At 38.6% G+C, this 22675-nt stretch carries 33 protein-coding genes and 1 tRNA gene; 24 read left to right on the top strand and 10 right to left on the bottom strand.

Features of this window, described 5'->3' with window-relative positions:
- Window positions 1-27: 27 nt before the first annotated feature.
- The 8 genes from rpsU to BQ2683_RS02555 all read left to right on the top strand — a co-directional run bounded on the left by rpsU (window position 28) and on the right by BQ2683_RS02555 (window position 9713).
- Window positions 28-204 (top strand): 30S ribosomal protein S21, encoded by a 177-nt coding sequence (gene rpsU / locus BQ2683_RS02590; protein ID WP_069987207.1) that lies wholly within the window; start codon window positions 28-30, stop codon window positions 202-204.
- Window positions 205-359: 155 nt separating this feature from the next.
- Window positions 360-857: a YqeG family HAD IIIA-type phosphatase gene (locus BQ2683_RS02585; RefSeq protein WP_069987206.1), complete on the top strand. Its 498-nt coding sequence runs from the start codon at window positions 360-362 to the stop codon at window positions 855-857.
- Window positions 858-860: 3 nt separating this feature from the next.
- Entirely contained in the window at window positions 861-1718 is an 858-nt protein-coding gene (locus BQ2683_RS02580; RefSeq protein WP_069987205.1) for a TIM barrel protein, read from the top strand.
- 17 nt (window positions 1719-1735) lie between these two features.
- Window positions 1736-2170, top strand: a complete 435-nt coding sequence (gene aroQ, locus BQ2683_RS02575; protein ID WP_069987204.1) for a type II 3-dehydroquinate dehydratase — start codon at window positions 1736-1738, stop codon at window positions 2168-2170.
- Window positions 2171-2183: 13 nt separating this feature from the next.
- A complete protein-coding gene (locus BQ2683_RS02570; RefSeq protein WP_069987203.1) occupies window positions 2184-3251 on the top strand; it encodes a M24 family metallopeptidase in 1068 nt (355 codons plus the stop codon).
- 68 nt (window positions 3252-3319) lie between these two features.
- Window positions 3320-3877, top strand: coding sequence for an elongation factor P (gene efp / locus BQ2683_RS02565; protein WP_069987202.1), 558 nt, complete (start codon window positions 3320-3322; stop codon window positions 3875-3877).
- 107 nt (window positions 3878-3984) lie between these two features.
- A complete protein-coding gene (locus tag BQ2683_RS02560; protein ID WP_069987201.1) occupies window positions 3985-4416 on the top strand; it encodes a CD1247 N-terminal domain-containing protein in 432 nt (143 codons plus the stop codon).
- 683 nt (window positions 4417-5099) lie between these two features.
- On the top strand, window positions 5100-9713 hold the full coding sequence (locus tag BQ2683_RS02555; protein WP_069987200.1) for a family 78 glycoside hydrolase catalytic domain: 4614 nt from the start codon (window positions 5100-5102) through the stop codon (window positions 9711-9713).
- A gap of 301 nt (window positions 9714-10014) precedes the next feature.
- On the opposite strand, the gene BQ2683_RS02550 is transcribed toward BQ2683_RS02555, so the two are convergent.
- The 8 genes from BQ2683_RS02550 to BQ2683_RS02515 all read right to left on the bottom strand — a co-directional run bounded on the left by BQ2683_RS02550 (window position 10015) and on the right by BQ2683_RS02515 (window position 15035).
- Window positions 10015-10419, bottom strand: a complete 405-nt coding sequence (locus tag BQ2683_RS02550; protein WP_069987199.1) for an RES family NAD+ phosphorylase — start codon at window positions 10417-10419, stop codon at window positions 10015-10017.
- Window positions 10420-10445: 26 nt separating this feature from the next.
- Window positions 10446-10766 (bottom strand): hypothetical protein, encoded by a 321-nt coding sequence (locus BQ2683_RS02545; protein WP_069987198.1) that lies wholly within the window; start codon window positions 10764-10766, stop codon window positions 10446-10448.
- A 253-nt stretch (window positions 10767-11019) separates the two neighbouring features.
- Window positions 11020-11211, bottom strand: a complete 192-nt coding sequence (locus BQ2683_RS02540) for a hypothetical protein (RefSeq protein WP_069987197.1) — start codon at window positions 11209-11211, stop codon at window positions 11020-11022.
- Window positions 11212-11376: 165 nt separating this feature from the next.
- Complete coding sequence (locus tag BQ2683_RS02535; protein WP_069987196.1) at window positions 11377-12435, bottom strand: site-specific integrase; 1059 nt, start codon at window positions 12433-12435, stop codon at window positions 11377-11379.
- Between the two features lie 114 nt (window positions 12436-12549).
- Window positions 12550-12942, bottom strand: coding sequence for a hypothetical protein (locus BQ2683_RS02530; RefSeq protein WP_069987195.1), 393 nt, complete (start codon window positions 12940-12942; stop codon window positions 12550-12552).
- A gap of 193 nt (window positions 12943-13135) precedes the next feature.
- Window positions 13136-13348, bottom strand: coding sequence for a hypothetical protein (locus BQ2683_RS02525; RefSeq protein WP_069987194.1), 213 nt, complete (start codon window positions 13346-13348; stop codon window positions 13136-13138).
- 13 nt (window positions 13349-13361) lie between these two features.
- Window positions 13362-14159, bottom strand: a complete 798-nt coding sequence (locus BQ2683_RS02520) for a hypothetical protein (RefSeq protein WP_069987193.1) — start codon at window positions 14157-14159, stop codon at window positions 13362-13364.
- A 453-nt stretch (window positions 14160-14612) separates the two neighbouring features.
- Complete coding sequence (locus BQ2683_RS02515; protein ID WP_069987192.1) at window positions 14613-15035, bottom strand: helix-turn-helix domain-containing protein; 423 nt, start codon at window positions 15033-15035, stop codon at window positions 14613-14615.
- A gap of 144 nt (window positions 15036-15179) precedes the next feature.
- Here BQ2683_RS02515 and BQ2683_RS02510 point away from each other — a divergent pair, with 144 nt between their 5' ends.
- Window positions 15180-15362 (top strand): hypothetical protein, encoded by a 183-nt coding sequence (locus tag BQ2683_RS02510; RefSeq protein WP_069987191.1) that lies wholly within the window; start codon window positions 15180-15182, stop codon window positions 15360-15362.
- A gap of 9 nt (window positions 15363-15371) precedes the next feature.
- The gene (locus BQ2683_RS13335) at window positions 15372-15542 is read left to right on the top strand and encodes a hypothetical protein (RefSeq protein WP_159427343.1); all 171 of its coding nucleotides are present in this window, start codon (window positions 15372-15374) and stop codon (window positions 15540-15542) included.
- A gap of 143 nt (window positions 15543-15685) precedes the next feature.
- On the opposite strand, the gene BQ2683_RS02505 is transcribed toward BQ2683_RS13335, so the two are convergent.
- The gene (locus tag BQ2683_RS02505; RefSeq protein ID WP_069987190.1) at window positions 15686-15946 is read right to left on the bottom strand and encodes a hypothetical protein; all 261 of its coding nucleotides are present in this window, start codon (window positions 15944-15946) and stop codon (window positions 15686-15688) included.
- A gap of 101 nt (window positions 15947-16047) precedes the next feature.
- Between BQ2683_RS02505 and BQ2683_RS02500 the strand changes: the two genes are divergently transcribed.
- A complete protein-coding gene (locus BQ2683_RS02500) occupies window positions 16048-16242 on the top strand; it encodes a helix-turn-helix domain-containing protein (protein WP_069987189.1) in 195 nt (64 codons plus the stop codon).
- 155 nt (window positions 16243-16397) lie between these two features.
- Here BQ2683_RS02500 and BQ2683_RS12800 read toward each other — a convergent pair whose 3' ends face one another.
- Window positions 16398-16613, bottom strand: coding sequence for a YjzC family protein (locus BQ2683_RS12800; protein ID WP_243132043.1), 216 nt, complete (start codon window positions 16611-16613; stop codon window positions 16398-16400).
- A gap of 120 nt (window positions 16614-16733) precedes the next feature.
- Here BQ2683_RS12800 and BQ2683_RS02495 point away from each other — a divergent pair, with 120 nt between their 5' ends.
- The 13 genes from BQ2683_RS02495 (at window position 16734) to BQ2683_RS02440 (ending at window position 22483) form a co-directional block, all read left to right on the top strand.
- On the top strand, window positions 16734-16967 hold the full coding sequence (locus tag BQ2683_RS02495) for a helix-turn-helix domain-containing protein (RefSeq protein ID WP_069987188.1): 234 nt from the start codon (window positions 16734-16736) through the stop codon (window positions 16965-16967).
- 9 nt (window positions 16968-16976) lie between these two features.
- Window positions 16977-17186 carry a helix-turn-helix domain-containing protein gene (locus tag BQ2683_RS02490; RefSeq protein WP_069987187.1) on the top strand — a complete coding sequence of 70 codons (210 nt, stop codon included), beginning with the start codon at window positions 16977-16979 and terminating at the stop codon, window positions 17184-17186.
- A gap of 232 nt (window positions 17187-17418) precedes the next feature.
- Entirely contained in the window at window positions 17419-17652 is a 234-nt protein-coding gene (locus tag BQ2683_RS02480) for a hypothetical protein (protein WP_069987185.1), read from the top strand.
- 90 nt (window positions 17653-17742) lie between these two features.
- On the top strand, window positions 17743-17889 hold the full coding sequence (locus BQ2683_RS13330; RefSeq protein WP_159427342.1) for a hypothetical protein: 147 nt from the start codon (window positions 17743-17745) through the stop codon (window positions 17887-17889).
- Window positions 17876-18805, top strand: coding sequence for a YqaJ viral recombinase family nuclease (locus BQ2683_RS02475; RefSeq protein WP_083256340.1), 930 nt, complete (start codon window positions 17876-17878; stop codon window positions 18803-18805). Before BQ2683_RS13330 ends, BQ2683_RS02475 begins: the two co-directional genes overlap by 14 nt.
- Entirely contained in the window at window positions 18806-19651 is an 846-nt protein-coding gene (locus BQ2683_RS02470; RefSeq protein ID WP_069987184.1) for a recombinase RecT, read from the top strand.
- A complete protein-coding gene (locus BQ2683_RS02465; RefSeq protein ID WP_069987183.1) occupies window positions 19644-20102 on the top strand; it encodes a single-stranded DNA-binding protein in 459 nt (152 codons plus the stop codon). The genes BQ2683_RS02470 and BQ2683_RS02465 overlap by 8 nt, the downstream gene beginning before the upstream one ends.
- A gap of 11 nt (window positions 20103-20113) precedes the next feature.
- Window positions 20114-20857, top strand: a complete 744-nt coding sequence (locus BQ2683_RS02460; protein ID WP_069987182.1) for a DUF6291 domain-containing protein — start codon at window positions 20114-20116, stop codon at window positions 20855-20857.
- Window positions 20841-21203, top strand: a complete 363-nt coding sequence (locus BQ2683_RS02455; protein WP_069987181.1) for a RusA family crossover junction endodeoxyribonuclease — start codon at window positions 20841-20843, stop codon at window positions 21201-21203. The genes BQ2683_RS02460 and BQ2683_RS02455 overlap by 17 nt, the downstream gene beginning before the upstream one ends.
- A 9-nt stretch (window positions 21204-21212) precedes the next feature.
- Window positions 21213-21725, top strand: coding sequence for a DUF2829 domain-containing protein (locus BQ2683_RS02450; protein WP_069987180.1), 513 nt, complete (start codon window positions 21213-21215; stop codon window positions 21723-21725).
- On the top strand, window positions 21715-21879 hold the full coding sequence (locus BQ2683_RS13325) for a hypothetical protein (protein ID WP_159427341.1): 165 nt from the start codon (window positions 21715-21717) through the stop codon (window positions 21877-21879). Before BQ2683_RS02450 ends, BQ2683_RS13325 begins: the two co-directional genes overlap by 11 nt.
- The gene (locus tag BQ2683_RS02445) at window positions 21863-22270 is read left to right on the top strand and encodes an RNA polymerase sigma factor (protein ID WP_069987179.1); all 408 of its coding nucleotides are present in this window, start codon (window positions 21863-21865) and stop codon (window positions 22268-22270) included. Before BQ2683_RS13325 ends, BQ2683_RS02445 begins: the two co-directional genes overlap by 17 nt.
- A gap of 136 nt (window positions 22271-22406) precedes the next feature.
- A tRNA-Ile gene (locus BQ2683_RS02440) sits at window positions 22407-22483 on the top strand.
- Window positions 22484-22675: the final 192 nt, after the last annotated feature.

Raw genomic sequence — 22675 nt, 5'->3', positions numbered from 1 at the left:
TCTGTGTGGCAAAGGGAGGGAAATAAATTGGCAGAAATTCGTGTAAAAGAAAACGAGTCTTTGGACAGTGCGTTAAGAAGATTTAAAAGATCTTGTGCAAAATCCGGAATTATCTCCGAAGTTCGCAAAAGAGAACACTACGAAAAACCTTCTGTAAAACGTAAAAAGAAATCCGAAGCAGCACGTAAACGCAAATACAGATAATATTTGCACACAGAACCGTGTAATACTAAAAGCCCGATTTTTTCGGGCTTTTGTGTTTTTATGGGTTGACAAAAAGCCAAAGGTAAAAAAATTGTTTTGCCTTTGGCTTTTTTGTTGTGGTATAATAATAAAATAGATGAATAAGGAGGGATGGTATGTCTTTATTTTTACCTGAAATCGCAGTAAAGCATGTAATGGATATCGATTACAATCTATTGCAGCGTTTTGGCATTAAAGGGCTGATTTTGGATGTGGATAATACATTAACCACACATGGCCATCCGGAGCCGTCTCAAGGTGTGATAGAATGGTTGGAGCAGATGAGGCGGGACGGTATACAGTTGATGATTCTTTCCAACAATACTACCGAACGGGTTCAGCCCTTTGCAAAAAAACTTGGTTTAGAATTTATTTCTAGGGCATGTAAGCCCATCCCAATTGGATTAAACAAGGCAGTAAAGAGATTTGGCTTACAAAAAGACCAGGTTGCCTTGGTGGGAGACCAGATTTATACAGATATTTTAGGTGCAAATCTAGGAAAAACCCACAGTATTTTAGTGGAACCATTTTTACTGGAAGATGGAATCTTATTCCGTATTAAAAGAAAGTTGGAACGGCCTTGGTTAAATAAATATAAAAAGAAAGGAAATTAATATATGCCTGCTCTATTTGGACCTGCTGGGAACAGCGAGAGTTTTAAAGCACGAGGACATAAACATCTGCACGAAGTGCCTGATTATTTACTTTCGTTTGGCTTGGATTGTTTTGAATACCAATGTGGACGTGGTGTAAAAATTTCGGAGGAAAAGGCAAAAGCGTTTGGGGAACTGGCAAAGGAAAAAGGTATCCGTTTATCCATCCACGCCCCCTACTATATTTCGCTGTCCAGTGTTGAGGAAGAAAAACGGGACAATAGCATCCGTTATTTGGTAGACAGTGCGAAAGCAGCCAAAGCGATGGGCGCAACCCGGATTATAGCCCATTCTGGTTCCTGTGGAAAAATCACAAGGGAACACGCTTTAGAGTTGGCAAAAGATACTTTGTCCAGAGCGTTGGTTACCTTGGATGAACTGGGCCTTGGAGATATTACTGTTTGCCCGGAAACCATGGGAAAGGTAAATCAGCTGGGAAATTTGGAGGAAGTGTTGGAACTTTGCTCGTTGGATGAAAGGTTGGTTCCCTGCATTGATTTTGGCCACTTAAATGCCAGGACTTTTGGTGGAATCGCAACCCAACAGGATTACGTAGCTATTTTGGATGCCATTCAAAACAAATTAGGAAACGACCGTGCAAAAAGATTTCATTCTCATTTCAGCAAGATTGAATATACCTTAAAAGGAGGAGAAAAGGCACATTTAACCTTTGAAGACCAAACTTTTGGGCCAGAATTCGAGCCTTTGGCAGAATTGATTGCTCAGCGGGATTTGTCTCCCACCTTTATCTGTGAATCCGCTGGTACACAGGCGGAAGATGCCAGCAGTATGAAACAAATGTATCAAAAATATTTAAAATAAATGGAAGGAAGTCAAACATGAAGAAAAAAATTATTGTCATCCATGGGCCAAACATCAACCTGATTGGCGTACGTGAAACTGGGATTTATGGAAAAGAAAGCTTTCAAAGTATTAATGAGCAGATTTCCGCAAAAGCTGCTGAATTGGGTTTGGATTGTTCCATTTATCAATCCAACCATGAGGGGGATCTGATTGACACCATCCAACAGGCTAGGGAACAATTTGATGGTGTTATCATCAACGCAGGTGCTTATACCCATTACAGTTATGCTATTCGAGATGCCATTGCTGCCATTAAAATTCCTTGTGTAGAAGTACATTGTTCCAATATTCACGCCCGGGAAGAATTTCGTCACAATTCTGTTATTGCACCTGTTTGTGTTGGACAGATTGCGGGGTTTGGAAAATACAGCTACATTCTTGCGTTGCACGCAATTAAAGAATTAATTTAGGAAGTGATGAATAATGTTGCGTTTAAACCAATTGATGCAACAATTGCCACGAGAAATTGACTGTGGGGTCATTATGTCTCCTACCAATCGGCAGTATTTTACTGGATTTTTGTCCAGTGCAGGGATGCTAGTAGTAACCAAAGAGCAAGCTTATTTGATTATTGATTTTCGGTATTATGAAAAAGCCGCCCGTGAAATCCAAGGGTGCCAGGTGGTTTTACTGGAAGACTACAATAAACAATTGGAAGAAATTTTGAAAAAACACCAGTGTAAAACTATTGCGGTGGAGATTGAACGGGTTACATTGGCGGAATATCTCCGTTTAAAGGATTATTTTACCGACTATGCTTTTGATACTACATCCACTTTTAGTGATTTAATTAATCAGCTACGGATGGTCAAAACACCGGATGAAATTTATGAGATTTTAGCGGCGCAGGAAATTACTGAAAAGGCTTTTGACCATATTTTGAATTTTATCAAACCAGGGGTTACAGAAAAACAGGTTGCATTTGAGCTTGATCAATATATGCGTTCTCATGGAGCAGATGATATCTCGTTTGAAACAATCGCAGTATCGGGAAAAAATTCTTCTTCCCCTCATGGTACTCCAACCGAAAAGCCTTTGGAATCCGGTGATTTCCTCACCATGGATTTTGGAGCTATGGTTCACGGATACCATAGTGATATGACCAGAACTGTAGTAATTGGTAAACCCACTGAGGAAATGGAACATTTGTACCAAACTGTCTTGGAAGGTCAAAAAATGGGGTTGGAAGCAGTCTGCGCTGGAAAGAAAGGCCAGGAAGTGGATAATGTAGTTCGGGAATATTTTGATCAGCAAGGTTACCAAGGAGCTTTTGGACATAGTTTAGGGCATGGCGTTGGAATGGAAATCCATGAACAGCCCAATTTAAGCCCCCGTTCTCAAACTATCTTACAAAAAGGGATGGTAGTAACAGTGGAACCAGGTCTATATCTCCCGGGAAAATTTGGTGTAAGAATTGAAGATATGGTTGTTGTAACCGAAAATGGATGCCGTAACCTTACAAATTGTAAAAAAGAATTGATTTGTTTATAAATAGGGGTTGCAAATTGTTTGATTTTAAGATAAAATGGTTAAAGATAAGAACATTATGGAGGTAGTATATGATTTCAGCTGGCGATTTTAAAAATGGTGTTACTTTTGACATGGACGGCAACGTTCTTCAAGTTGTTGAGTTCCAACATGTAAAACCAGGGAAAGGTGCTGCTTTCGTTCGTGCTAAAGTAAAAAATGTTATTACAGGTAGCGTAATCGAAAGAACCTTTAACCCAACAGAAAAATTCCCAACAGCATATATTGAACGCCGTAACATGCAATATGTGTATGCGGATGGTTCCCTGTATTACTTTATGGATATGGAAACCTACGAACAGGAACCTATTGATGAAAGCAAACTGGGTCCAGCGTTCAAATTTGTAAAAGAAGAAATGGAAGTAAAAGTATTGTCCTACAAAGGCAATGTGTTTGGGGTAGAACCTCCAAACTTTGTAGAACTGGAAGTTACTGAAACTGACCCAGGCTTTAAAGGCAATACTGCAACAAACGCAACCAAACCAGCTACACTGGAAACTGGTGCGGAAATTAAAGTTCCTCTGTTTATTGAACCAGGCGATAAAATCCGCATTGATACAAGAACAGGCGAATATATGGAAAGAGCATAATCTTTTCTTAAAATATCCGTCATAAGGGGCTTTTATCAGGGGAATAATAACACAGGTAAAAGTTTTAGATACCATGCAGGTTTTTCTGCATAAGGGAGGTAAAAGGTATGAATTTAACAGAAAAAGTGGCATACATTAAAGGCCTGACCGATGGCTTGAAATTAGATGACAATAAAGATGAAGTAAAAGTACTCAAAGCAATTACCGATTTGCTGGAAGACCTGGCATTGACTGTGGCGGATTTAGAAGACGCTGCTGATGAAACAACAGAACTGTTGGATGTTCTGGATGAAGATTTGGGTGCAGTAGAAGAAGTTGTCTATGGCGAAGATTGTGGTTGTGGCTGTGAAGAGGACGACTGTGATTGTTGTGATGATGACGAAGATTTATATGAAGTAACCTGCCCAACTTGCGGTGATACAATCTGTGTCAACGAAGAAATGTTGGATGAAGGTGCAATTGCATGCCCAAATTGCGGCGAAAATTTAGAGTTTGATTTCGGTCCTGATCTGGATATGGAAGAAGAACCAGCAGAATAATGTTTGTAATGAATAGGCCTTGCGAAATTAGCAAGGCCTATTTTTCTATTTATTCTATTATGGATCATGATTTATCTGATATATAAGCATAAAAATTCGATTTGAATATAATAAGCCAAAGGAAATTATATCAACTTATTATTGGGATTAAGGTTTTCATTCGGTGTGCTAACATAGTAGATATTCATTAATAGGTACGATTCTCCTATAAAATAAAAACAAATGGTCTGATTGTAATATAGAATTTTCTTTTATTCTCATTTAAAATAGAATTATTCCAATTACTGTTTATTTCATAACAGATTTGGATTTTTCTTCTTTTCTCTTTTCCTTTTTAATAGAGCCTTTTAGTAGTGTCAATAAGGCACTCATGGAGTAAAACTCTTGTTACGTCAAAAATAATAGAACGTAACAAGGGTTTTACTTTTTGGTTTTTCAAATTGATAAAACGATTATCTTCAGTAAAAAAGTACGATTTGCCTATAAATGAGGAATTTCTAATACGATATTATTATATTTTTCGCATCAAAATCATGCTAAAATTTAACTATGCTCAACAAAGTTAAGTTGAGAGAGGAGATTGATATCAGCAAATATAACGAAAGGAGGAAAGTAATTATGGGTTCTGCTGATACAATCAAAATAAAAATCAAAAGATGAAGATAATTGAGGAGAGTATGACCATGAAATCAAAATTATTCATGAAAATTGCTGCGGTATGCGTCTCCACAGCCTTACTGGCAACAGTGGCTGTCCCTGTTGCATCAGCGGTAAATGCTGCTGCTGTTTCCAGTACATACAGCAGGGCAACCGAGATTTTAAACCTTAAAACCAATGATTATGATGTTCCTTTAGCTGTGGAAGATGAAAAACCTGTTTTTAGTTGGGAAATGGATTCTACTGTTATTGGGCAACAGCAAACCGCTTATCAAATTATAGTTACCAGGGATTCTGATGGTGCTACTATGTGGGACAGTGGTAAGGTTGAGAGCAATGAAAGCACTGATATTTACTACGAAGGGGAAGCATTAACAGCGGAAACAGCTTACAGTTGGGATTTGACTGTTTGGGATGCTTTTGGACAAAGCTATACCCAGGAAAGCAAATTTGAAACAGGTTTGATGAATCCGGACATCAGCGCTTGGGGTGAAAACGCTCAGTTTATCGGTACCAATGAAATGACATTGGATGCCGCAAGCGCTTGTGTATACGCGATTAACGCTGATGTTGAATTGACACAGGGTACAAAAGCAAGCTTGGTATTTGGTGCGGACGATTACCGTTTGAACGATCAATTCCAGAATGTATGGAATGCGGAAGGTGAAAACTGGGTTCGCCTGGAATTGGATGTAGATGGCGTACAAGCAGATGGAACAGGTGCTAAATTAAATGTTTATAAACAAGGCTATGATTATGTAGAAAATGATGGTACTGAAATTTTAGACCAAACCATTGATATTAAAGCTGGTATCTTTACTCCAGAAAATATGTATGGACCACATAACATCAATATTGATGTTTCCACAGGTTCTATTACTGTAAAAATTGATGGCCAAGCGATTAAAGAAGGATCTGGCAGAAATAGTTCCTTCTCTATCAGTGCAATGAGTACAGGCAACAACTACAATACTTTCCCAAACTTGGCATCTGTTGGTTTTGCCGCGAATCCAGGGGAAGAATTTGAAGTTACCAACTATGTAATTCATACTACTGGGAAAACGGATGAAGCGCATAAAGTAGTATTTGGCAAAGATACTGGTGCTACCTATGATATTTTTAGAGGCTTGAATGGTGTCAGCATTACTAATAATAAGGCGATCCGTGTATCCGGCGGTGCGGAAGGGATCTTGTCCTATGCGGATCCAAGTTATGGCTCTTTGAATATGGTTCGTACTACATTTAGTACAGATACTAGCAAAAAAGTAAAGAGCGCTAAAATGTATGCTACTGCAATGGGAATTTATGAAATGTACATCAATGGTGGACGTATGGGAGAAGATTGGTTTAATCCAGCGGATAGCCAATACCGTGATACTTTGACTTACCATGCTTACGATGTTACCGATATGATCCAGGATGGGGAAAATGCGATGGGCGCTATCCTTGCAGGCGGATGGTACACTGGCTATATGACATTCTCTCCTGGTAATATGAACTTCTTTGGTGATACAGAAGGACTATTATCCAAACTGGTTATTACTTATGAAGATGGTTCCACTCAGGTAGTATCCTCCAATCCTGACGATTGGAAAATGTTCAACGACGGACCAATTGAGTATTCTAGTTTCTTCCAAGGGGAAAGATACAATGCAAACAAAGAAGCTGCCATTTCTGTAAATGGAGATACCAATGGTTGGTCTACAACAGCTTATGATGATTCCGCCTGGGAACCATGTGAAGTAGTAGAACAACGGGATTGGATTGATTTTGACATTGTTGCCAGATACGATACGCCAATCCGGGAGTTTGAACGTTTGGATACAACTCGTATCTTAAATACCCACAGCAATGATAATGATACTTGGACCTATGATATGGGTGTCGCAATGGTAGGGGTTCCTTCCGTTACAATCCCAGCAGGTACCCTGAAAGAGGGAGATACCGTTATTTTCCGCTATGGTGAAGATATCTATCCAGGAAACGAAGATTCTCAAAATACAAATGAAGAATATACTAACCTATATGGACCGGATGGAGAATACCGTCCAAATGTAGCGGGTCGTGTCCTTCATGACACCTATCGTGCAGCTATGGCAACTGATTTTTACACCGCAACCAAAGAAGATGAAACCCGTGATGTAGTAATTCAGCCAAGCTTTACCTTCCGTGGATATCGTTATATTCAAATTACTGTTCCTGGTTTAGGGAAAGCCTTACCAGCAGAGAATGTAAAAGGCGTTGTAATATCTTCGATTGACGAATTATCTGGTACCTATGACGCTACCACAACTGATGATACGATTACAGGTTATGTTAACCAATTGTTTAAAAATATCCAGCGTAGTCAACTAGGTAACTTTATGTCTATCCCAACTGACTGTCCACAAAGAAATGAACGTATGGGTTGGACAGGGGATGCCCAGGCATTCTCTAGAACCTCCACTTATAATGCGAACACCTTGAACTTCTTCCGTCAGTGGATGGTAGCCCTCCGTGATGACCAGTACGGAAATGGTTCTATCGGTGATACTGTTCCAGAGTACAGCTCCAGTGATCCAAAACAAGAATTTGATAGCTTTGCGAACAGTACCACGTGGGGCGGCGCTGTTTGTATGGTTCCATGGCAGATGTATACCCAGTATGGTGATACCCGCATTATTGAAGAAAACATGGATGCCATGAAACTTTGGTTAGATGGTATGGATAGCTATGACTTAGAAGCAAAAGGCAAAACCTATACGGGCTTATCTAGCATGACAAACGGTAAAGCAGACTGGTTAGCAGTAGACGGCAGTACAGATTCTGATTTATTAAACAATGCAATTTATATTTACTTGATGGAAGCTACTGCTGAAATGGCACGTGTCATTGGTAGAACTGACATTGCGGATGAAATTCAATCCCGCCATGATTTAGCAAAACAAGAATGGAATGAAGTTTACTTTAATTCCGAATTAGGTATGACTACAGACAAAAATGGTGAAATTATGGATACTCAGGCATCCTATGCAGCACCATTGAACTTTAACTGTGTAAGTGATGAAAACTTAAAAGCGGCAAATGCACGTTTGTCTGTATTGGCACAGGATCCTAACCAGAGCAGCAATGGCGCAGGTGTTGTTCAAGGAAACAGTGGCCCTGGAGGAAGCAGTGGACAAAAATTGGATTGTCCAGCATACTCTATTACAACTGGATTTAACGCAACACCAAATATCTTACCAGCATTAACTCGAGGCGGTAATATTGATGACGCATATAATATGTTTACTTGTACAGAATACGCTTCTTGGCTGTATCCTGTAACAAAAGGCGCAACTACCATGTGGGAACGTTGGAACTCCTATGAATTAGCATTCCAAATGAACGGAAATAGCGCTATGAACTCCTTTAACCACTTTGCGTTGGGTGCTGTGGGCTCCTGGATGTATGAATACCAGATGGGTATTACAACTGACCACGCAAACGGTGATGCTGGCTACCAAGATTTTGTATTGCAGCCATTGGCTGGCGGTATTTATACTGGTTTGGAAGGTTCCTATGAATCCAACTATGGTACAATTGAAAGTGATTGGACCGCAACAGAAGGCACTATTGACACATATAGTGCAACTGTTCCTGCAAACACAACCGCAACCTTATATCTGCCTGTAGAAGATGAATCTGTAGTAGCAGATTTTGAAAACATCGCAGGTGTTACCTATACAGGTATGACAATCCGTAATAACGTACAAGTTGCAACATTTAGTTTAGCATCTGGTTCTTATGATTTTGCTGTAAAAGATGGCAAGTTGACAGTCTCTATCGCAGATGGTTATATTGTTGCTAGCACAGCCGATAAGACCATCCTGAACAAAGTAATCGCATATGCTGAAGATGAAATGGCGGACGAAAACTTTAATCAGGTAATTCCATCTGTACAGGAAAGCTTCAAAGCAGTATTACAGGAAGCAAAAGAAGTAGCAGCAGATATTACAGCAACCGAAACAGATGTTTACAATGCTTGGACAAAACTGTTGAACGAAATCCATAAACTTGGATTTGTACAAGGAGATAAATCTAGCTTGGAATCTTTGATCTCAGCAGCTGGAACCATCGAAGCTAATCTTGATAAATACGTTGATGAAGGGAAAGAGGTATTTATCACTGCTTTAGCAAATGCACGTACTACTTTCAATGATGGTGATGCAATGCAGGCAGAAATTGACGAAGTATCTACAGCATTACTGCAAGCAATGTTGAATTTGAGATTTAAAGCTGATAAGGCGATCCTTGACCAAGTAATCCAGAATGGTAAAGCGGTAGATGCAAATTCATATACAGCGGAAAGCTATGCGGTATTGACAGCAGCTTTGGCAACAGCTGAAGAAGTATACAATAACGATAACGCAACTCAGGACGAAGTAGATACAGCAGTAGAAAATGTGCAGGCTGCAATTAAGGGATTGGTGGCAGTGGACGGAGTAACAAATGGAGGAACATCTGCTACCGATAATAATGCAACACAAACCGGACAGGAGACGACTACTCCAAAAGCAAATGCAAGTAAGACTGGCGATGTTGCAGCTCCAGTAGCAGCAGTTGCTATGATTGCTCTAGCTGGTGCAGCTCTTGTAGCTACCAAAAAGCACAAAAAATAAAAACAATGTCTCTAATTTGCACGCATAAAAAGTGTTTCACTAGAGATGAAAACCACCATCCTTTTAATAGGATGGTGGTTTTTTATGGTATATTTAGACGTAGAAAAAGTAATAACGATGAGATTTATGCGAGTTGAAAAGTGAAAGGCACGAAAAAAATAGCGACTTAAAATAGTACTATGGAGCACAGCATTGCTTGATACTTTTATTTTTGGCAATAGATTGGAATAAAAAAGCCATACCAAAGCGAAAGCTGAGGTACGGCAATCTTCTTCCAATAATTATTTGCAATAAAAAAATATTATAAAGCTATTAATTGCTCTAAAACATAGCAATCAGTGTTCAATTTATCTAAATCATTATCAATTTGATGAAATTCAGAATGATTAGCTTCTAAACATATAACATTAGATTTAATAGCAGAACATTTTTGATAATTAAATATAACCACATTAAAACGTTCTAAATTTGTATTATTTATTTCTGGTGCTAGAGAACTTGTAAAAGCTATACCATCATATCCAAGATTTTTCGCATACTCCGCTATAAATTGAGTAGGAATATAGTCTAATGTATCGTCATCATTTGCTATTGGTTTAGAATATAAATTAGATAATTCTACAAATAGATTATATTTGGTTTCCGACATCTTCGTAGGTTTATTTTGGATAGTAAAATCTAATAGATTAATGTTTTGATTTACCAAAATAGTTGCAATGCTAATTTTAGCTCCTATTCGAGGTCGAACCTCTTATATGGATGATTAGAACAATACAAATAAGGAATGTACCGATAATTTGCTCGAAGATCACGGGTTATTCTCCATGGCGGTATAAAACTTTGTTCTGCATCATATCCATAGAATCCTGTTTTTTTATTAATTTCTTCTTCATTTAAAATAATTCGGCTACGATATAATTTTTCTCCCTGTTGAAATATTCTTTCCGGATTTGTAGATATATCATCTAATAATGCAAGAACTCTTGTTTCTTTTGGATTGCGATTTTTAAATTGTATTTCTTGAATAAAGTTTTTAAGAAGTCTAGATTTCACTGAACACCTCCAAAATTATTTGCACAAAATATTTTTTATTTAGAAAAAACAGAACAACCCTCAAACCACTATAGCTTAAGGGTTGTTCGCTTTAGTCTGACTGTTACGAAATAGATATCCACCGCAAATGCGCATACAAAACTTCAAAATAGAAAAACCCGTTGTGCATGCGTTACAAGCGAGTGCAACTCATGTTGACGTGTAATATCCCGTCACTACAGCTGCCGCTTATGGAATTTGCGGATTGCGGTTCTTATTCTGAAATGTTGTCCAGAGAATCCTCATTGTCATCAGGACTGGAAATAAACATTTCCTCTGTACTCTGTTGCGCCAGTTTCAGCTTTTCAGTAATGTCAACCAACGCATTGGTGGTAGCTTCCAGCGCATCAATAGCAGTCGCCATGCGCCCTGCCAAGTGATAATACATAGCCTTATAGTCTGGCATACAGATCTCTCCTAAGTAAATTTTGAATAATGGGCACTGCTTCATGAAGCAGTGCCCATTATTGTTTGGCGGAGAAGGAGGGACTCGAACCTTCATAAAACATCTATAAAGTGCCTAAAATAAAGGGTTTATTTTTGTTTGTGTTGTATTTCGTGTTGCATAGTATCAATTTTGCTTTTCAGAATCATCAGAAATCAAGTTATCAAAATATTGATTGACCTGTTGTTTTGCTCTGTTTGTCTCATCCTCGAAGGTGTATTGATACACTTTTTTCATCACGTTATCACTAGACCAGCCGCCCATTTCCATGATGTATTTATCTGGTACATTGCGAGCATGCATAATAGCAGCAAAACAATGGCGTAAAGAGTGCATTGTATACGGTGGCATATCATGAGATATAAGCAATCTCTTAAACTTACGCAAAACTTGCGAGGGTGTCGTATCAAATACCCAATCATTGGACTGTTTGCTGGCGCATAGCTCTCCCATTCTTTTTGCCAAATATTCTGGCATTAATACCGAACGCCATCCTGCATCTGATTTATTGGTTTCTTTGTATACCAGCTTATTATGTTCATCTGGTATCCTGGCCCCATGTACACTTAACAACTCCCCTTTTATATCTGCCGGAGTAATCGCCGCTATTTCGCTTTGACGTAAACTGCAAGTAATGGCTAGCAACGCCTGACATTCAATATCAGGTGCTTCTTTTAATAATTGCATAATCTTTTCAGCATCGTTTTTAGTAGGCACCAGGATACTGTGGTTTTCTTTTGGCTTAATTGCAATATCACTAATATGGTATTTAAAAAATCCCATTACTGCTGTAATAAAACCCAATTGATTTCTTAAGCTTTTCGCAGAATATCTTTTGGCATTCTCGTTCATTTGCTGCTGAATCAGAAAGCCGTCAGCCAATCTATCAATTTTGATATTTAATAAATTAGGAACAGAATTTCGTTGTATAATCCTATAGCATCTAATGGTAGATGGTGATAAGATGTTCTGTCGATTTTCTATATATTGGTCACTTGCTTCTTGAAAAGTAAGTTTTTCTCTGGTTGTATTTTTTCTTTTATAAATATATTCAGCTGCCAAAAATTCAGCTTCTTTTTTAGTAGGTGCTGTAAATGATTGATACATTCTTTTTCCGGACGCATCTTTTCCAGCGTATACTTGCACCCTCCAACTTCCGCTAGGCAGCTTTTTAGCGTTAGCCATTTCTTATCCTTTCTATTGCTTGTCATATCAGAATATGATATAATAAGCAAAGTACAAACTTCTTTGTTATTTATTGTTTTTCCGTCCAGTGTTGCAGCGCTGGGCGGTTTTTTATTACTCTCCCATAGCCTGAAAATGTCGTCTATACCGTTGCGGTATCTTGATATCTACAAAATAGCCCATCTGGGAAAGGAAATCAGCGATTGCGGTAAATCCATCCTTATAGAAAGCCATAATCCTTTTTTGTCTGTCCTTGATATTGCGGTAATCAGATGGACAAATAAAAGTCCAGTCACATCCCTCTTTATCAAAGATAATACGGAAATACTTATCAATATTTCGGCTATCCAATCCAGCTTTTTCTAGCAGAATATGGTGTTCCATTGCTTCGTCAATGTGGGAAACCACTGCTTCTTCCCCGTCAAATGAAATTACCGCCATCAATGGCTCATCTTGCTTTATCGCTTCTTCTACTGATAATACATCATTATATTTTATGATATTCATATTTATCCTCTTTCTATTTATTTGCTTTAATCTATACCATTTTGTCGGCGTTGGCAAAATGGTACAGCAGGCGGGGCGACACTCCCACATCTCCTAACAATGGGCGACGGCTGCCCGTTCCGTCCTCTACTTTTAATGTATAGTTATCATAAAACCCGCCTGATTACAATTTATCAAGCGGGTTGAATACTTATTACACCTTCCATTTATGCCCACAGTTTTGGCATACAGCATATTGAACTGTTTTGGATTTACGACCTTTTAGTAACATAAACAACGCAATCCATCCAATAATAGGAATACAAAGCAAAATAATATACAACAATACAGTAAAGCAACCACGACTTTTCATTTCTGATACAGCTTGAACCTGAACATTTTCACTATTACATTTTGGGCATGTCATTTTTGTTATCTCCTTATTGTTCTATTTTAGTACCACTTAATTTAATATATTGGCCATCGGTAAGAGTTTGATAAACGCTGCCTTCAACGTTTTCATTGGTAATAATAGAATCTAAAACATGAAGCGAATCAGAATCAACCTCGAAGTATGCGGTATCTCCCTCTTTAATAGGGGATATTTTATATTCACCTGCTGGAATATCTTTTCCAACCAAATACATGCCTTCTTCGTAGGCTCCTGTATAAGCGGGTGTTTCTGCCGCTGGTGTTGCTGTCCCTTGGAATTTAAAATACTGTCCATCAGAAACAGTTACATAGATTCTATTTTTATAGTTATCATTCGCCACAATAGAATCTAATGTGCCATTGGAATCAGAAGCAATTTCCATATAGGACGTTGAAAAATCGCTAGTTGCGGTAATTACATATTCACCTGCCGGCATATCAACGCCGATTTTATATGTTCCGGCTTTGTAGGATGTTGTTTCTGGTTCGCTAGTACTGGAAGCGGGTTCAGAAGATGGGGTAGAAGATGCTGGTTCAGATGAAACCTCTGAACTTACTTGGCTGCTAGAGGAAATAGAACTAGAGCTAGAAACGTCTGTTTGATTGGTGTCGCCTTGTGAACCTCCAATAGCGATTGCAATAATTAACCAAATTGCGGAAGCGGCTGTAAGAATCCCTTTTACTAATGGCGTTAGTTGTTTTTGGAATACCCAAAGTAAGATAATGCCCACCGGTGGGAAAATAATTAGCCAAATGATTGTAAACCATAAACTGCTATACCACTTTTTACTACTGTTTTCACTCATAAATTATTCTCCTTTTAAAATAATTATGTCAAATATAGGCTATTTGACGTAATAATTGTATCATTTACAGGAAAATAAGTCCATCCATAATTAATACGAAAAAAAGAAATAAAATTTTATTTTTCTGTTTTAATCTGATATAAATTGTTTGACATTAACAAAATGGCATAAAAAATAAAATCATGTAGAATTTTGGTAGTAATGTGTATTGTATAGCCTGTTAAAAAATGGTATGCTTAGTATGCAAGGATATCCTTTTGCTACTAACAAATAAAAGCCGTTGGTACTGATAGCAGAAAGGATTTAAAGTTATGCAAAAAAATAAGTGTAGAGGAATTATAAAACAAATTAAGACAATTATCAATCGTAATTGTAATGATAAAAAATTTCTCAAAGAATTGCTTACAACAGTAATTCAATTTGAAAAGGCTTATCATAAATACAAATAATTGTTTACTTACTGCCCGAGTTTTTACTCGGGCTTTTTTGTTGCTTTCCTTTTACGATTTTTTCTGCGATATCCTCAACTAATTTATCAACGATATCTTTTTTATCGTCCGGCAAATCCCAATAGACCATTAAGATTTGTTTAATTATTTCATGCTTGCCAGAGAATTTTAATTCTTGGCACACCAAATCAAACTGGGCATTTTCTGTTAATTGGATGCGCATTTCTCCTTCTCCAGTTCTAAGCCAGTTTTCATTAATATTAAATTCGCGGCAAATATCCGCTATGGTACGATCGCTAGGGATTTTTTTCCCTAAGCATAAATTAGATATAAAAGATTGTGAAACATTAATCTTGTCTGCAAAAGCTGTTTTAGTTAATCCACTTTCTTCTATACATTTAGCGATTCTTTGATTAATTGTTTCCAAATAAACACGCCTCCTTTTACATTTATTAAATCATATCAAAATAATAAAGTCAAGAAAAATATTTCCCAGACATAAAAAACGGCTTGACATCAGTTCTTAGACATGATATTATATATCTAGGATATAACAAAGGAGGTGAAAACAATGGGAAAAAGTGCGAAGCGAAAAACAAACATTGAACTGTTCGTTGACCCACAAAAATTAGAACGAACAGAAAAACTGGTAAAAAGCCTTATAAAAATTGAGGATGAAGGAGAAAAAGAAGCACTAAACTATATAAAAGGCTTTGAGGACTGTCTGGCAATGATAACAACAAAACCAGCCTAGGAGGTAGCAGTGAAAATGATAACTACTCCAAGAGAAGAAAATGAAAAAAGGGAGATAGCCCTAGAAGTTCTTAAAACGATAAAAAGGGCATGTCCCGATAAATTTCAAAATATTGCATCAATTTTGGATATTCTTAAATACGCCGAAAATCAACTGTATGAAACAAAATTAGAACTATAACATTTTATAGGAGGTGCGAGGTGAAAGAACGGGAACAAAAAAAGACTTCACCGGAAAAGTTGGATGAAGCCTTTAATAGAATGAGAAGCCAATTAGATTACTTAGTGGCAAACGCTAAGATACAGAACGATATGTTAAAAGAGTTATTGAAGGATAGATACAATAATTCCTACAATAGTGGCGATTAAAGTAAGAATAGAAATCACTAAAGTGGCAATAGCGATTTTTCTATTAATAGCATCTGTCTTTTTACTATCTTCAACAAGTTGGCTTATGATTTTATTCGTTTCTTCTTGAGTATTCTTTATATCATCTGCCATATCTTTGAAATACGTATCTTCATATTCACATGGTTCCGGCATTTCAATTTCAGGAAACTGAAGATGTATTGGGTTATAAAGCACTAAAAATCATTCCTTTCAAAATAATTAAACGTCAATCAATAATTATAGTATAGGAAATGTTTTGTAAAAAAGCAAGACAAACCAGTGCAGGAGGTGGTGAAATGGAAATAGAGAAAAATATCAAACTCTATTTAGTAAAACATGATATTAGCCAACGCTCTGTTGCCATAAAAACAGGTATAGCAGCTAATAAACTTTCGCTATCGTTGAACGGAAAACGGAAACTTGGAGTTGAAGAATTTGCAAAGATTATTAAGTGTTTAGACGTTTCCGCTGACCTGTTTTTGAAGGAATAAAGATGATACATCACTATATAACAAAATATAGACAGGATGGAGTATTATTTGTCGTTTCTTGGATACAAATTAATTTTTTGGGACAAGTGTTTTGTTTTTCAAAAAAGAAATTAAAAATAAAATAAGCCTACACAAAAAGTATAGGCTTATTCAAGCTAATTAATCTTTTTCCATTTGTGTTTAGGTTCAGAAGTCGGTGGTAAACGATCGCCAGGATCAATACTAACGATTCTAGGATCATTGACTTGACCACCTCTAGGACCAACTTCTATATAATCTCCTGCCGGTTTATTATCCTCTCCCGGCTTGTACAGAAAGTTATTAATACATACTACCTCCTTTCTATAATAAGATATAATTCGGTATATCACAACAAATATTAAATATCAATATATAGTGTAATATCTATTTTGTAAATTCAATATGTAGTATTTATGAACATGTGTTCTAAAATAAAATTTTTATAGATAATTAATAAAGGAGGCGATCCTGTGCCAAAACTGAAAAAATCCCCGGTAGAACAGCGGGATAATCTAATAATTGCCAAAATCAATTATTACGCTGAGCTACAGGGGGTTGCTATAGACAGGCTTGCAAACGCAGCCAGAATATCAGTTAAAACAATGTATACCAGGCGAAAGAATCCAGGACAATTCAGCGTTGAAGAATTGGATAGGATATGTAACTATCTACATATTCCAATCACAGAATTATTTCAGCGATAGGAGAAAAAAATGAAAATTGATGGAAACAAATTGATGGATGCAATGAGGTCCAAAGGAATGACCGTTGCAGACTTGGAAAGAGATAGCGGAGTATCACGCAAAACAATACAACTTGCTATGGACAACATAACCCAGCATACCAGCAAAGATACAATCAAAAAAATAGCCCGGGCACTCAATATAAGCCCAATTAGATTGGAGGGTGGAAAACAATGCTAATATGCAGCCAAAATGAAGAGAAACTTATAAATATGGACACATTGCAAACCGTTGAAATTACCTACGATCGAAGAAACGACCGTTACAGCATATCATGTGAATATCCCGATTACGCTGTACTTATGGGGGAATACAGAACATCATCTATGGCTAAACGAGTGTTGAGAGACATATACAGATCCTACAATGATGGGTATCGTGTGTTTTTCATGCCGCAGGATCAGGAGGAAGCATGAAACAGATCATTATAAAAACCGGACAAGTTGCCTTGATCGTCTTTGGCGTATTGTTGATCCAAGGTGCGTTAGGGGCATCAGATAACCTGGCAATATCATTTGGCGAATGCTTGATCCGTTGTAGTATCGGCATGGCAATGATAGCAGCTGTTATCTGGATACCACGGATAGCACAAGCAATCCGGTTGCATAAAAAATCAAAAGAAGAGGTCGACAACCATGCAGCATAAAAAAAGCTCCTGCAACGGCTGGCACCGTATGCAAGAGCAATTAACAAAATACAACACTGTTATTGTAACCCACTATGAGGAGGATGTCAAGTGGAATGGAACCAAATGATAGATGGATACTGGTCGGAAACGGAAATTTGCCCAAACTGTGGACAGACCTATGAGGGACGTGTATGCCTTGATTGCATGGAGCAGGAACAAGCTGAAATGATGGAGGGTATTTATGATGAATACTAAAATATCAAAGGCGGGGTTGTCTCGAGAACAGTGGCTTGACCTCCGGCACACTGGCGTTGGCGGCTCTGATGTTGGGGCGATTATGGGGTTTAACCCCTGGGCTGGTATCCTTGATATCTACCTGGATAAGCTCAACAAACTTCCCCAGAATGAAGAAAACGAATATATGTATTGGGGGAACATTCTGGAAGATATCGTAGCGAAGGAGTTTTCCAAACGCACAGGGAAAAAGGTGCGGAACTCTAACTTTATGTTCCGCAGTGAAGAATATCCCTGGATGGTTGCGGATGTGGACCGTATCGTTATTGGGGAAAACGCTGGATTGGAATGCAAGACAACAAATGCCTATGGAAAAAGGCAGTGGGATGGCGAAGAGATCCCCCCATCATATATTTTACAATGCCAACATTATATGGCTGTTATGGGGTTTGAAAAGATGTACATAGCCGTCCTAATCGGCGGGAATCAATTTACATGGAAAGAAATCCAGAGGGACGAAGAACTGATTTCTATTATTATAGAAAAAGAAAAGGATTTCTGGCTGAACTTTGTCCAGAAAGGGATACCGCCAGCAGCGGATAAAGCAAGCAAAAAAGCGCTGGAAATCATGTACCCTATTGATTCTGGTGGGGTTATCAACCTGGACGATGAGGATGAAAACCAGCTGCGTATCTTGTCCCAGCTGATGGAATCCAAATCCGCTATTGAGGGCCAGATCACAGAACTACAGACAAGAATCAAACAAAAAATGAAAGACAGCAGTTACGCTCTGGGGGCAGAATACAAAGTAAGCTATAAATCATCCACTAGGAACGTTGTGGACAGTAAAAAGCTAAAAGAAAAATATCCAGAAGTTTATAGTAATGTGTGCAAGGCAAGCACAACTAGGCGTTTCTTATTGAAGGAGGTAAAATAAATGGCAACGAATACAAGCCTAAAGCAAAGTATAGAATCAAAACCAGCAAATCCATTGACAAATGTGGTGAAGCAGCAGCTGAACGCACAATTTAAGGCAATTAAAAATATTGTACCCCGGGGAGTTACACCAGAACGGCTGTGCCGTGTGGCATTAAACGCCCTGACACGGAATGAGAAGCTACAGCAGTGTTCTGTGGAAACAATCGTGGGCGCAATCATCGCTTCCGCTTCATTGGGGTTAGAGCCTAATCTGATAGGACACGCATATATCGTGCCATTTTATAACGGCAAGACAAAGCAGATGGAAGCGCAGCTACAAGTGGGTTATAAAGGGTTGATTGAACTAGCCCGCAGAAGCGGACAGGTCCAGACTATAGCGGCCCATGAAGTATACGAAGGGGATAAATTCGAGTATTCCTATGGGTTCGATGAAAAGCTGGTACATATCCCCTGCGGGGAGGATGACCCTGAAAAGATTACCCATTTCTACGCCTACTATACCTTACATGGAGGTGGGCGTGGATTTGCGGTAATGACAAAAGATCAAGTAAACCGCCACCGGGATAAATTCACGAAATCTAGGGATAAAAGCGGAAATGTATTTGGTCCCTGGTCCGACCATTATGTCAGTATGGCGCTGAAGACTGTATTGATTAAAGCATTAAAGTATGCCCCAATGTCAATTGAGCCAATGGAATCCACAGCAATTGAAAAGGCTGTTGCTTTTGATGGAAGTACAATCACAGTTTCCCAAAATACACCTGAAACGGAAGCAGTTGTGATTGACGATGTAGTCACCGTTGATAAATCAACTGGGGAAGTGGTAGGTGGACCAGATGAATAATGTATCCTTAATGGGCCGGCTTACCGCCGACCCTGAATTGAAACAAACCTACAACGGCGTTTCGGTATTGTCCTTTTGTATCGCAGTTGACCGCCCATATTCCAAAGATGGCAACCAACAGGCAGATTTTATCAACATTGTTGCATGGAGACAGACGGCAGAGTTTGTCAGCAAATACTTTAGTAAGGGGCAAATGATCGCTTTGGAAGGATGTATCCAAACAAGACCTTACGAAGATAAGAACGGGAACAACCGCATTGCGTTTGAGGTAATAGCAAGACGTGTATGTTTCTGCGGCGGCAAAAGCAACGATAATAGACAGGCGACTAACGGCAATGTAACCAAAGACAATAGCCAGCCTGATAATCAATCCAGCCCAAATATAAAGCCTTTCGATAGTCTGGACGGTTTTGAGGAAATTGGAATGCCTGATGATGATTTGCCATTCTAGGAGGTGATAGAATGGCTGAAAAGAAACGTTTCAATTTTATCATGCTGTTCTTTGACTGTAGGCAACATTTAGAACTGCTTACAGATGAACAACGAGGAAAGTTGTTGCTAGCGTTGTTCGACTACGCAGAATATGGAATCGCCCCAGAATTAGACCCTGCTTCACAAATGGCGTTTTCTTTCCTCTCAGCACAAATTGACCGGGACCGGAAAGCATATGATAAAAAATGCCAACAGGGTAAGGAGAATATTTCCAAACGATGGAATACAAATAATACGGACGTATACGACTGTATTTCTGATGATACGAACGATACTAAGACAAAGAAAAAGACAAATACAAAGAATAAGACAAAGACAAATACTATACAAGGGGGTAATATTTCCCCCTGTTCCCCCTCCCTTGCTAATCAGGTGATGGAGCTATATAACCAGATTTGCGTATCTTACCCACGCTGTACGAAATTATCAGATTCCCGCAAAAGGGCTGTTAACGCTAGGCTTAACAGTGGTGTTACCTTGGATGATTTCAAGAAGGCGTTTGAGAAAGCTCAAAGCAGTGATTTCCTGCGTGGTAAGAATGCAAGGGATTGGACTGCTAACTTTGACTGGATGATCAAAGATGCCAATATAGCTAAAATCCTGGACGGCAATTATGATAATAAGCCGGAGGACACCGGAACATTTGGCGGCACACCGCCGTCCTATGATCTGGAAGAACTTGCGAAACGAGGTATGTATGTGCCAGAAATATAAATACATAATCCCAGAAATCCCGCCTAGCAATAACAAATATATCGGACGTAACGCCCGATGGGAATACCAAACAGAGAAAAAACGCTGGGCGGATTTGATTGCTTTACTTTGCAAGCCAAGACCACAAGGGCCAATTCCCTACGCCAAAGTAACATTGACGTATTATTTTGGCGATAGGCGGCGGCATGACCCGGACAATTATGCGGGTAAAATGATTTTGGATGGATTGGTTAAGAGTAGTATTATCCAAGATGATTCATTCAGCTGCATTCAGCTACAGCTGAATGGGCACTATGACAAAAATTATCCAAGAACGGAAATCACAGTAGAAGTTGAGAATAATTGAGGTGTTATTATGAATTTTACAAAAGCGTTAAGACAGATGAAAAAAGGTATTCCAATGAAACTCCCATCGTGGGGTGGATATTGGTGTTGGGACAATGATACCAATACAATTATCGTGTATACGAAGGACCATCAAAGAATAGATATCAGAGAAACAGAAAACGTAGAGTCTACGCTACATAACGTGCTTTCTGATGAATGGATCTCGGCGGATGGAGAAAATTGCTCAATTCTAGGTGGCGTTCCTGCGTTTGGTTTTGGCGATGCAATCAAGTATATAAAACGAGGATTTAAGGTAAAACGCTTAGGCTGGAACGGCAAAAACCAACATATCGAACTAGCAAAGAACATTAGCTATATTTCTCCGGACGGAGTGGTCACAAATTGCAATCATCGGGCGATTGGGAATTATGCTATCGCTTTTGTTGGAACATCTGGTATACAGATGGGATGGCTTGCATCACAAGCAGATATGTTAGCGGATGATTGGGTGTTTTATAAAGAGGAAGAAAATGCTGAATGAATACATAATATCCCCATTATGGGCTGTTGTCACTCTGGTATTGTGCGGCACGATCTTTGGCAGCTGTACCGTTGCCCTAATCTGCACGATTTATCACGGACTAAAAGAAAGGCGAAAGAATCAAAAGGAGCAAATCGATGACGACAGCAGATAAAAAACAATGCCTACTACAGCTTAGAACATTGGAGGAACAAATCAAAAAAGCAGACGAGGAACGGATTGAAGCTATTGCTGCATTAAACAGCACTGCTATCAATTATTCCGGCTTGCCTAGCGGGAATGGTAAACACAATAAAATTGAATTAGGGATAGAGAGAGTACAGGCAGCGCAAGAGGAAGTCAATCGACTGATAGACCAGAAAGAAGCAATAAAAAAAGAACTGTTGGAACGGATTAAACAATGTCCCACAAGGGAGTGCAGAATCTTGTTAAGGTGCAAATACATAAAGTTTATGACATGGGCAGCGATTGCTAGAAAATTAGGTGTAAGCAAAAACCACGCAAGGCAATACATACACAAAAAAGCATTAAAAGAGTTTAAATAAAAACACAAAATATTGTATTTACTATTGACTTAATCACCTATATGTAGTATAATTGCTATTATAGGGAACATGGATGAAACACCGAAATCCTCCTTAGTTAGTTTTAACCCGCCAGCCCCAATGCGGCGGGTAATATGGGCTTTTAACTCAATTGGTTAGAGCATCCGGCTCATAACCGGAAGGCTCCGGGTTCAATCCCTGGAAAGCCCACCATTGTCCTCACTGACTTTTTCCTTTATTCTACCGCCCGTTTGGGCGGGATATGCAGCGGAAACCGCATGAAGTCAACGCTGTACCCGATTTTCATATTTTTATTTTCCTTTTTTAGCCCGTTGATTATAGCGGGCTAATATGGGACAATTGGATGCAGAAAACATATTTTTACGGGGTATATGTTATTCCTGC

Source organism: Massilioclostridium coli (assembly GCF_900095865.1).
GTDB classification, from domain to species: Bacteria; Bacillota; Clostridia; order Oscillospirales; family Ruminococcaceae; genus Massilioclostridium; species Massilioclostridium facile.
This window is presented reverse-complemented; position numbering and strand designations above follow the sequence as displayed.

Bases quoted from the DNA above. Each gene is read 5' to 3' on its own strand.
- BQ2683_RS02555 (WP_069987200.1), top strand. From the start codon at position 5,100: ATGAAATCAAAATTATTCATGAAAATTGCTGCGGTATGCGTCTCCACA.
- BQ2683_RS02460 (WP_069987182.1), top strand. From the start codon at position 20,114: ATGGCTGAAAAGAAACGTTTCAATTTTATCATGCTGTTCTTTGACTGT.
- BQ2683_RS02465 (WP_069987183.1), top strand. From the start codon at position 19,644: ATGAATAATGTATCCTTAATGGGCCGGCTTACCGCCGACCCTGAATTG.
- BQ2683_RS02455 (WP_069987181.1), top strand. From the start codon at position 20,841: ATGTGCCAGAAATATAAATACATAATCCCAGAAATCCCGCCTAGCAAT.
- BQ2683_RS02525 (WP_069987194.1), bottom strand. From the start codon at position 13,348: ATGACATGCCCAAAATGTAATAGTGAAAATGTTCAGGTTCAAGCTGTA.
- BQ2683_RS02530 (WP_069987195.1), bottom strand. From the start codon at position 12,942: ATGAATATCATAAAATATAATGATGTATTATCAGTAGAAGAAGCGATA.
- BQ2683_RS02560 (WP_069987201.1), top strand. From the start codon at position 3,985: ATGAATTTAACAGAAAAAGTGGCATACATTAAAGGCCTGACCGATGGC.
- BQ2683_RS02580 (WP_069987205.1), top strand. From the start codon at position 861: ATGCCTGCTCTATTTGGACCTGCTGGGAACAGCGAGAGTTTTAAAGCA.
- BQ2683_RS02470 (WP_069987184.1), top strand. From the start codon at position 18,806: ATGGCAACGAATACAAGCCTAAAGCAAAGTATAGAATCAAAACCAGCA.
- aroQ (WP_069987204.1), top strand. From the start codon at position 1,736: ATGAAGAAAAAAATTATTGTCATCCATGGGCCAAACATCAACCTGATT.
- BQ2683_RS13325 (WP_159427341.1), top strand. From the start codon at position 21,715: ATGCTGAATGAATACATAATATCCCCATTATGGGCTGTTGTCACTCTG.
- BQ2683_RS02535 (WP_069987196.1), bottom strand. From the start codon at position 12,435: ATGGCTAACGCTAAAAAGCTGCCTAGCGGAAGTTGGAGGGTGCAAGTA.
- efp (WP_069987202.1), top strand. From the start codon at position 3,320: ATGATTTCAGCTGGCGATTTTAAAAATGGTGTTACTTTTGACATGGAC.
- BQ2683_RS02510 (WP_069987191.1), top strand. From the start codon at position 15,180: ATGGGAAAAAGTGCGAAGCGAAAAACAAACATTGAACTGTTCGTTGAC.
- BQ2683_RS02570 (WP_069987203.1), top strand. From the start codon at position 2,184: ATGTTGCGTTTAAACCAATTGATGCAACAATTGCCACGAGAAATTGAC.
- BQ2683_RS02540 (WP_069987197.1), bottom strand. From the start codon at position 11,211: ATGCCAGACTATAAGGCTATGTATTATCACTTGGCAGGGCGCATGGCG.
- BQ2683_RS02500 (WP_069987189.1), top strand. From the start codon at position 16,048: ATGGAAATAGAGAAAAATATCAAACTCTATTTAGTAAAACATGATATT.
- BQ2683_RS02490 (WP_069987187.1), top strand. From the start codon at position 16,977: ATGAAAATTGATGGAAACAAATTGATGGATGCAATGAGGTCCAAAGGA.
- BQ2683_RS02480 (WP_069987185.1), top strand. From the start codon at position 17,419: ATGAAACAGATCATTATAAAAACCGGACAAGTTGCCTTGATCGTCTTT.
- BQ2683_RS02475 (WP_083256340.1), top strand. From the start codon at position 17,876: ATGATGAATACTAAAATATCAAAGGCGGGGTTGTCTCGAGAACAGTGG.
- BQ2683_RS02585 (WP_069987206.1), top strand. From the start codon at position 360: ATGTCTTTATTTTTACCTGAAATCGCAGTAAAGCATGTAATGGATATC.
- BQ2683_RS02520 (WP_069987193.1), bottom strand. From the start codon at position 14,159: ATGAGTGAAAACAGTAGTAAAAAGTGGTATAGCAGTTTATGGTTTACA.
- BQ2683_RS02445 (WP_069987179.1), top strand. From the start codon at position 21,863: ATGACGACAGCAGATAAAAAACAATGCCTACTACAGCTTAGAACATTG.
- BQ2683_RS02450 (WP_069987180.1), top strand. From the start codon at position 21,213: ATGAATTTTACAAAAGCGTTAAGACAGATGAAAAAAGGTATTCCAATG.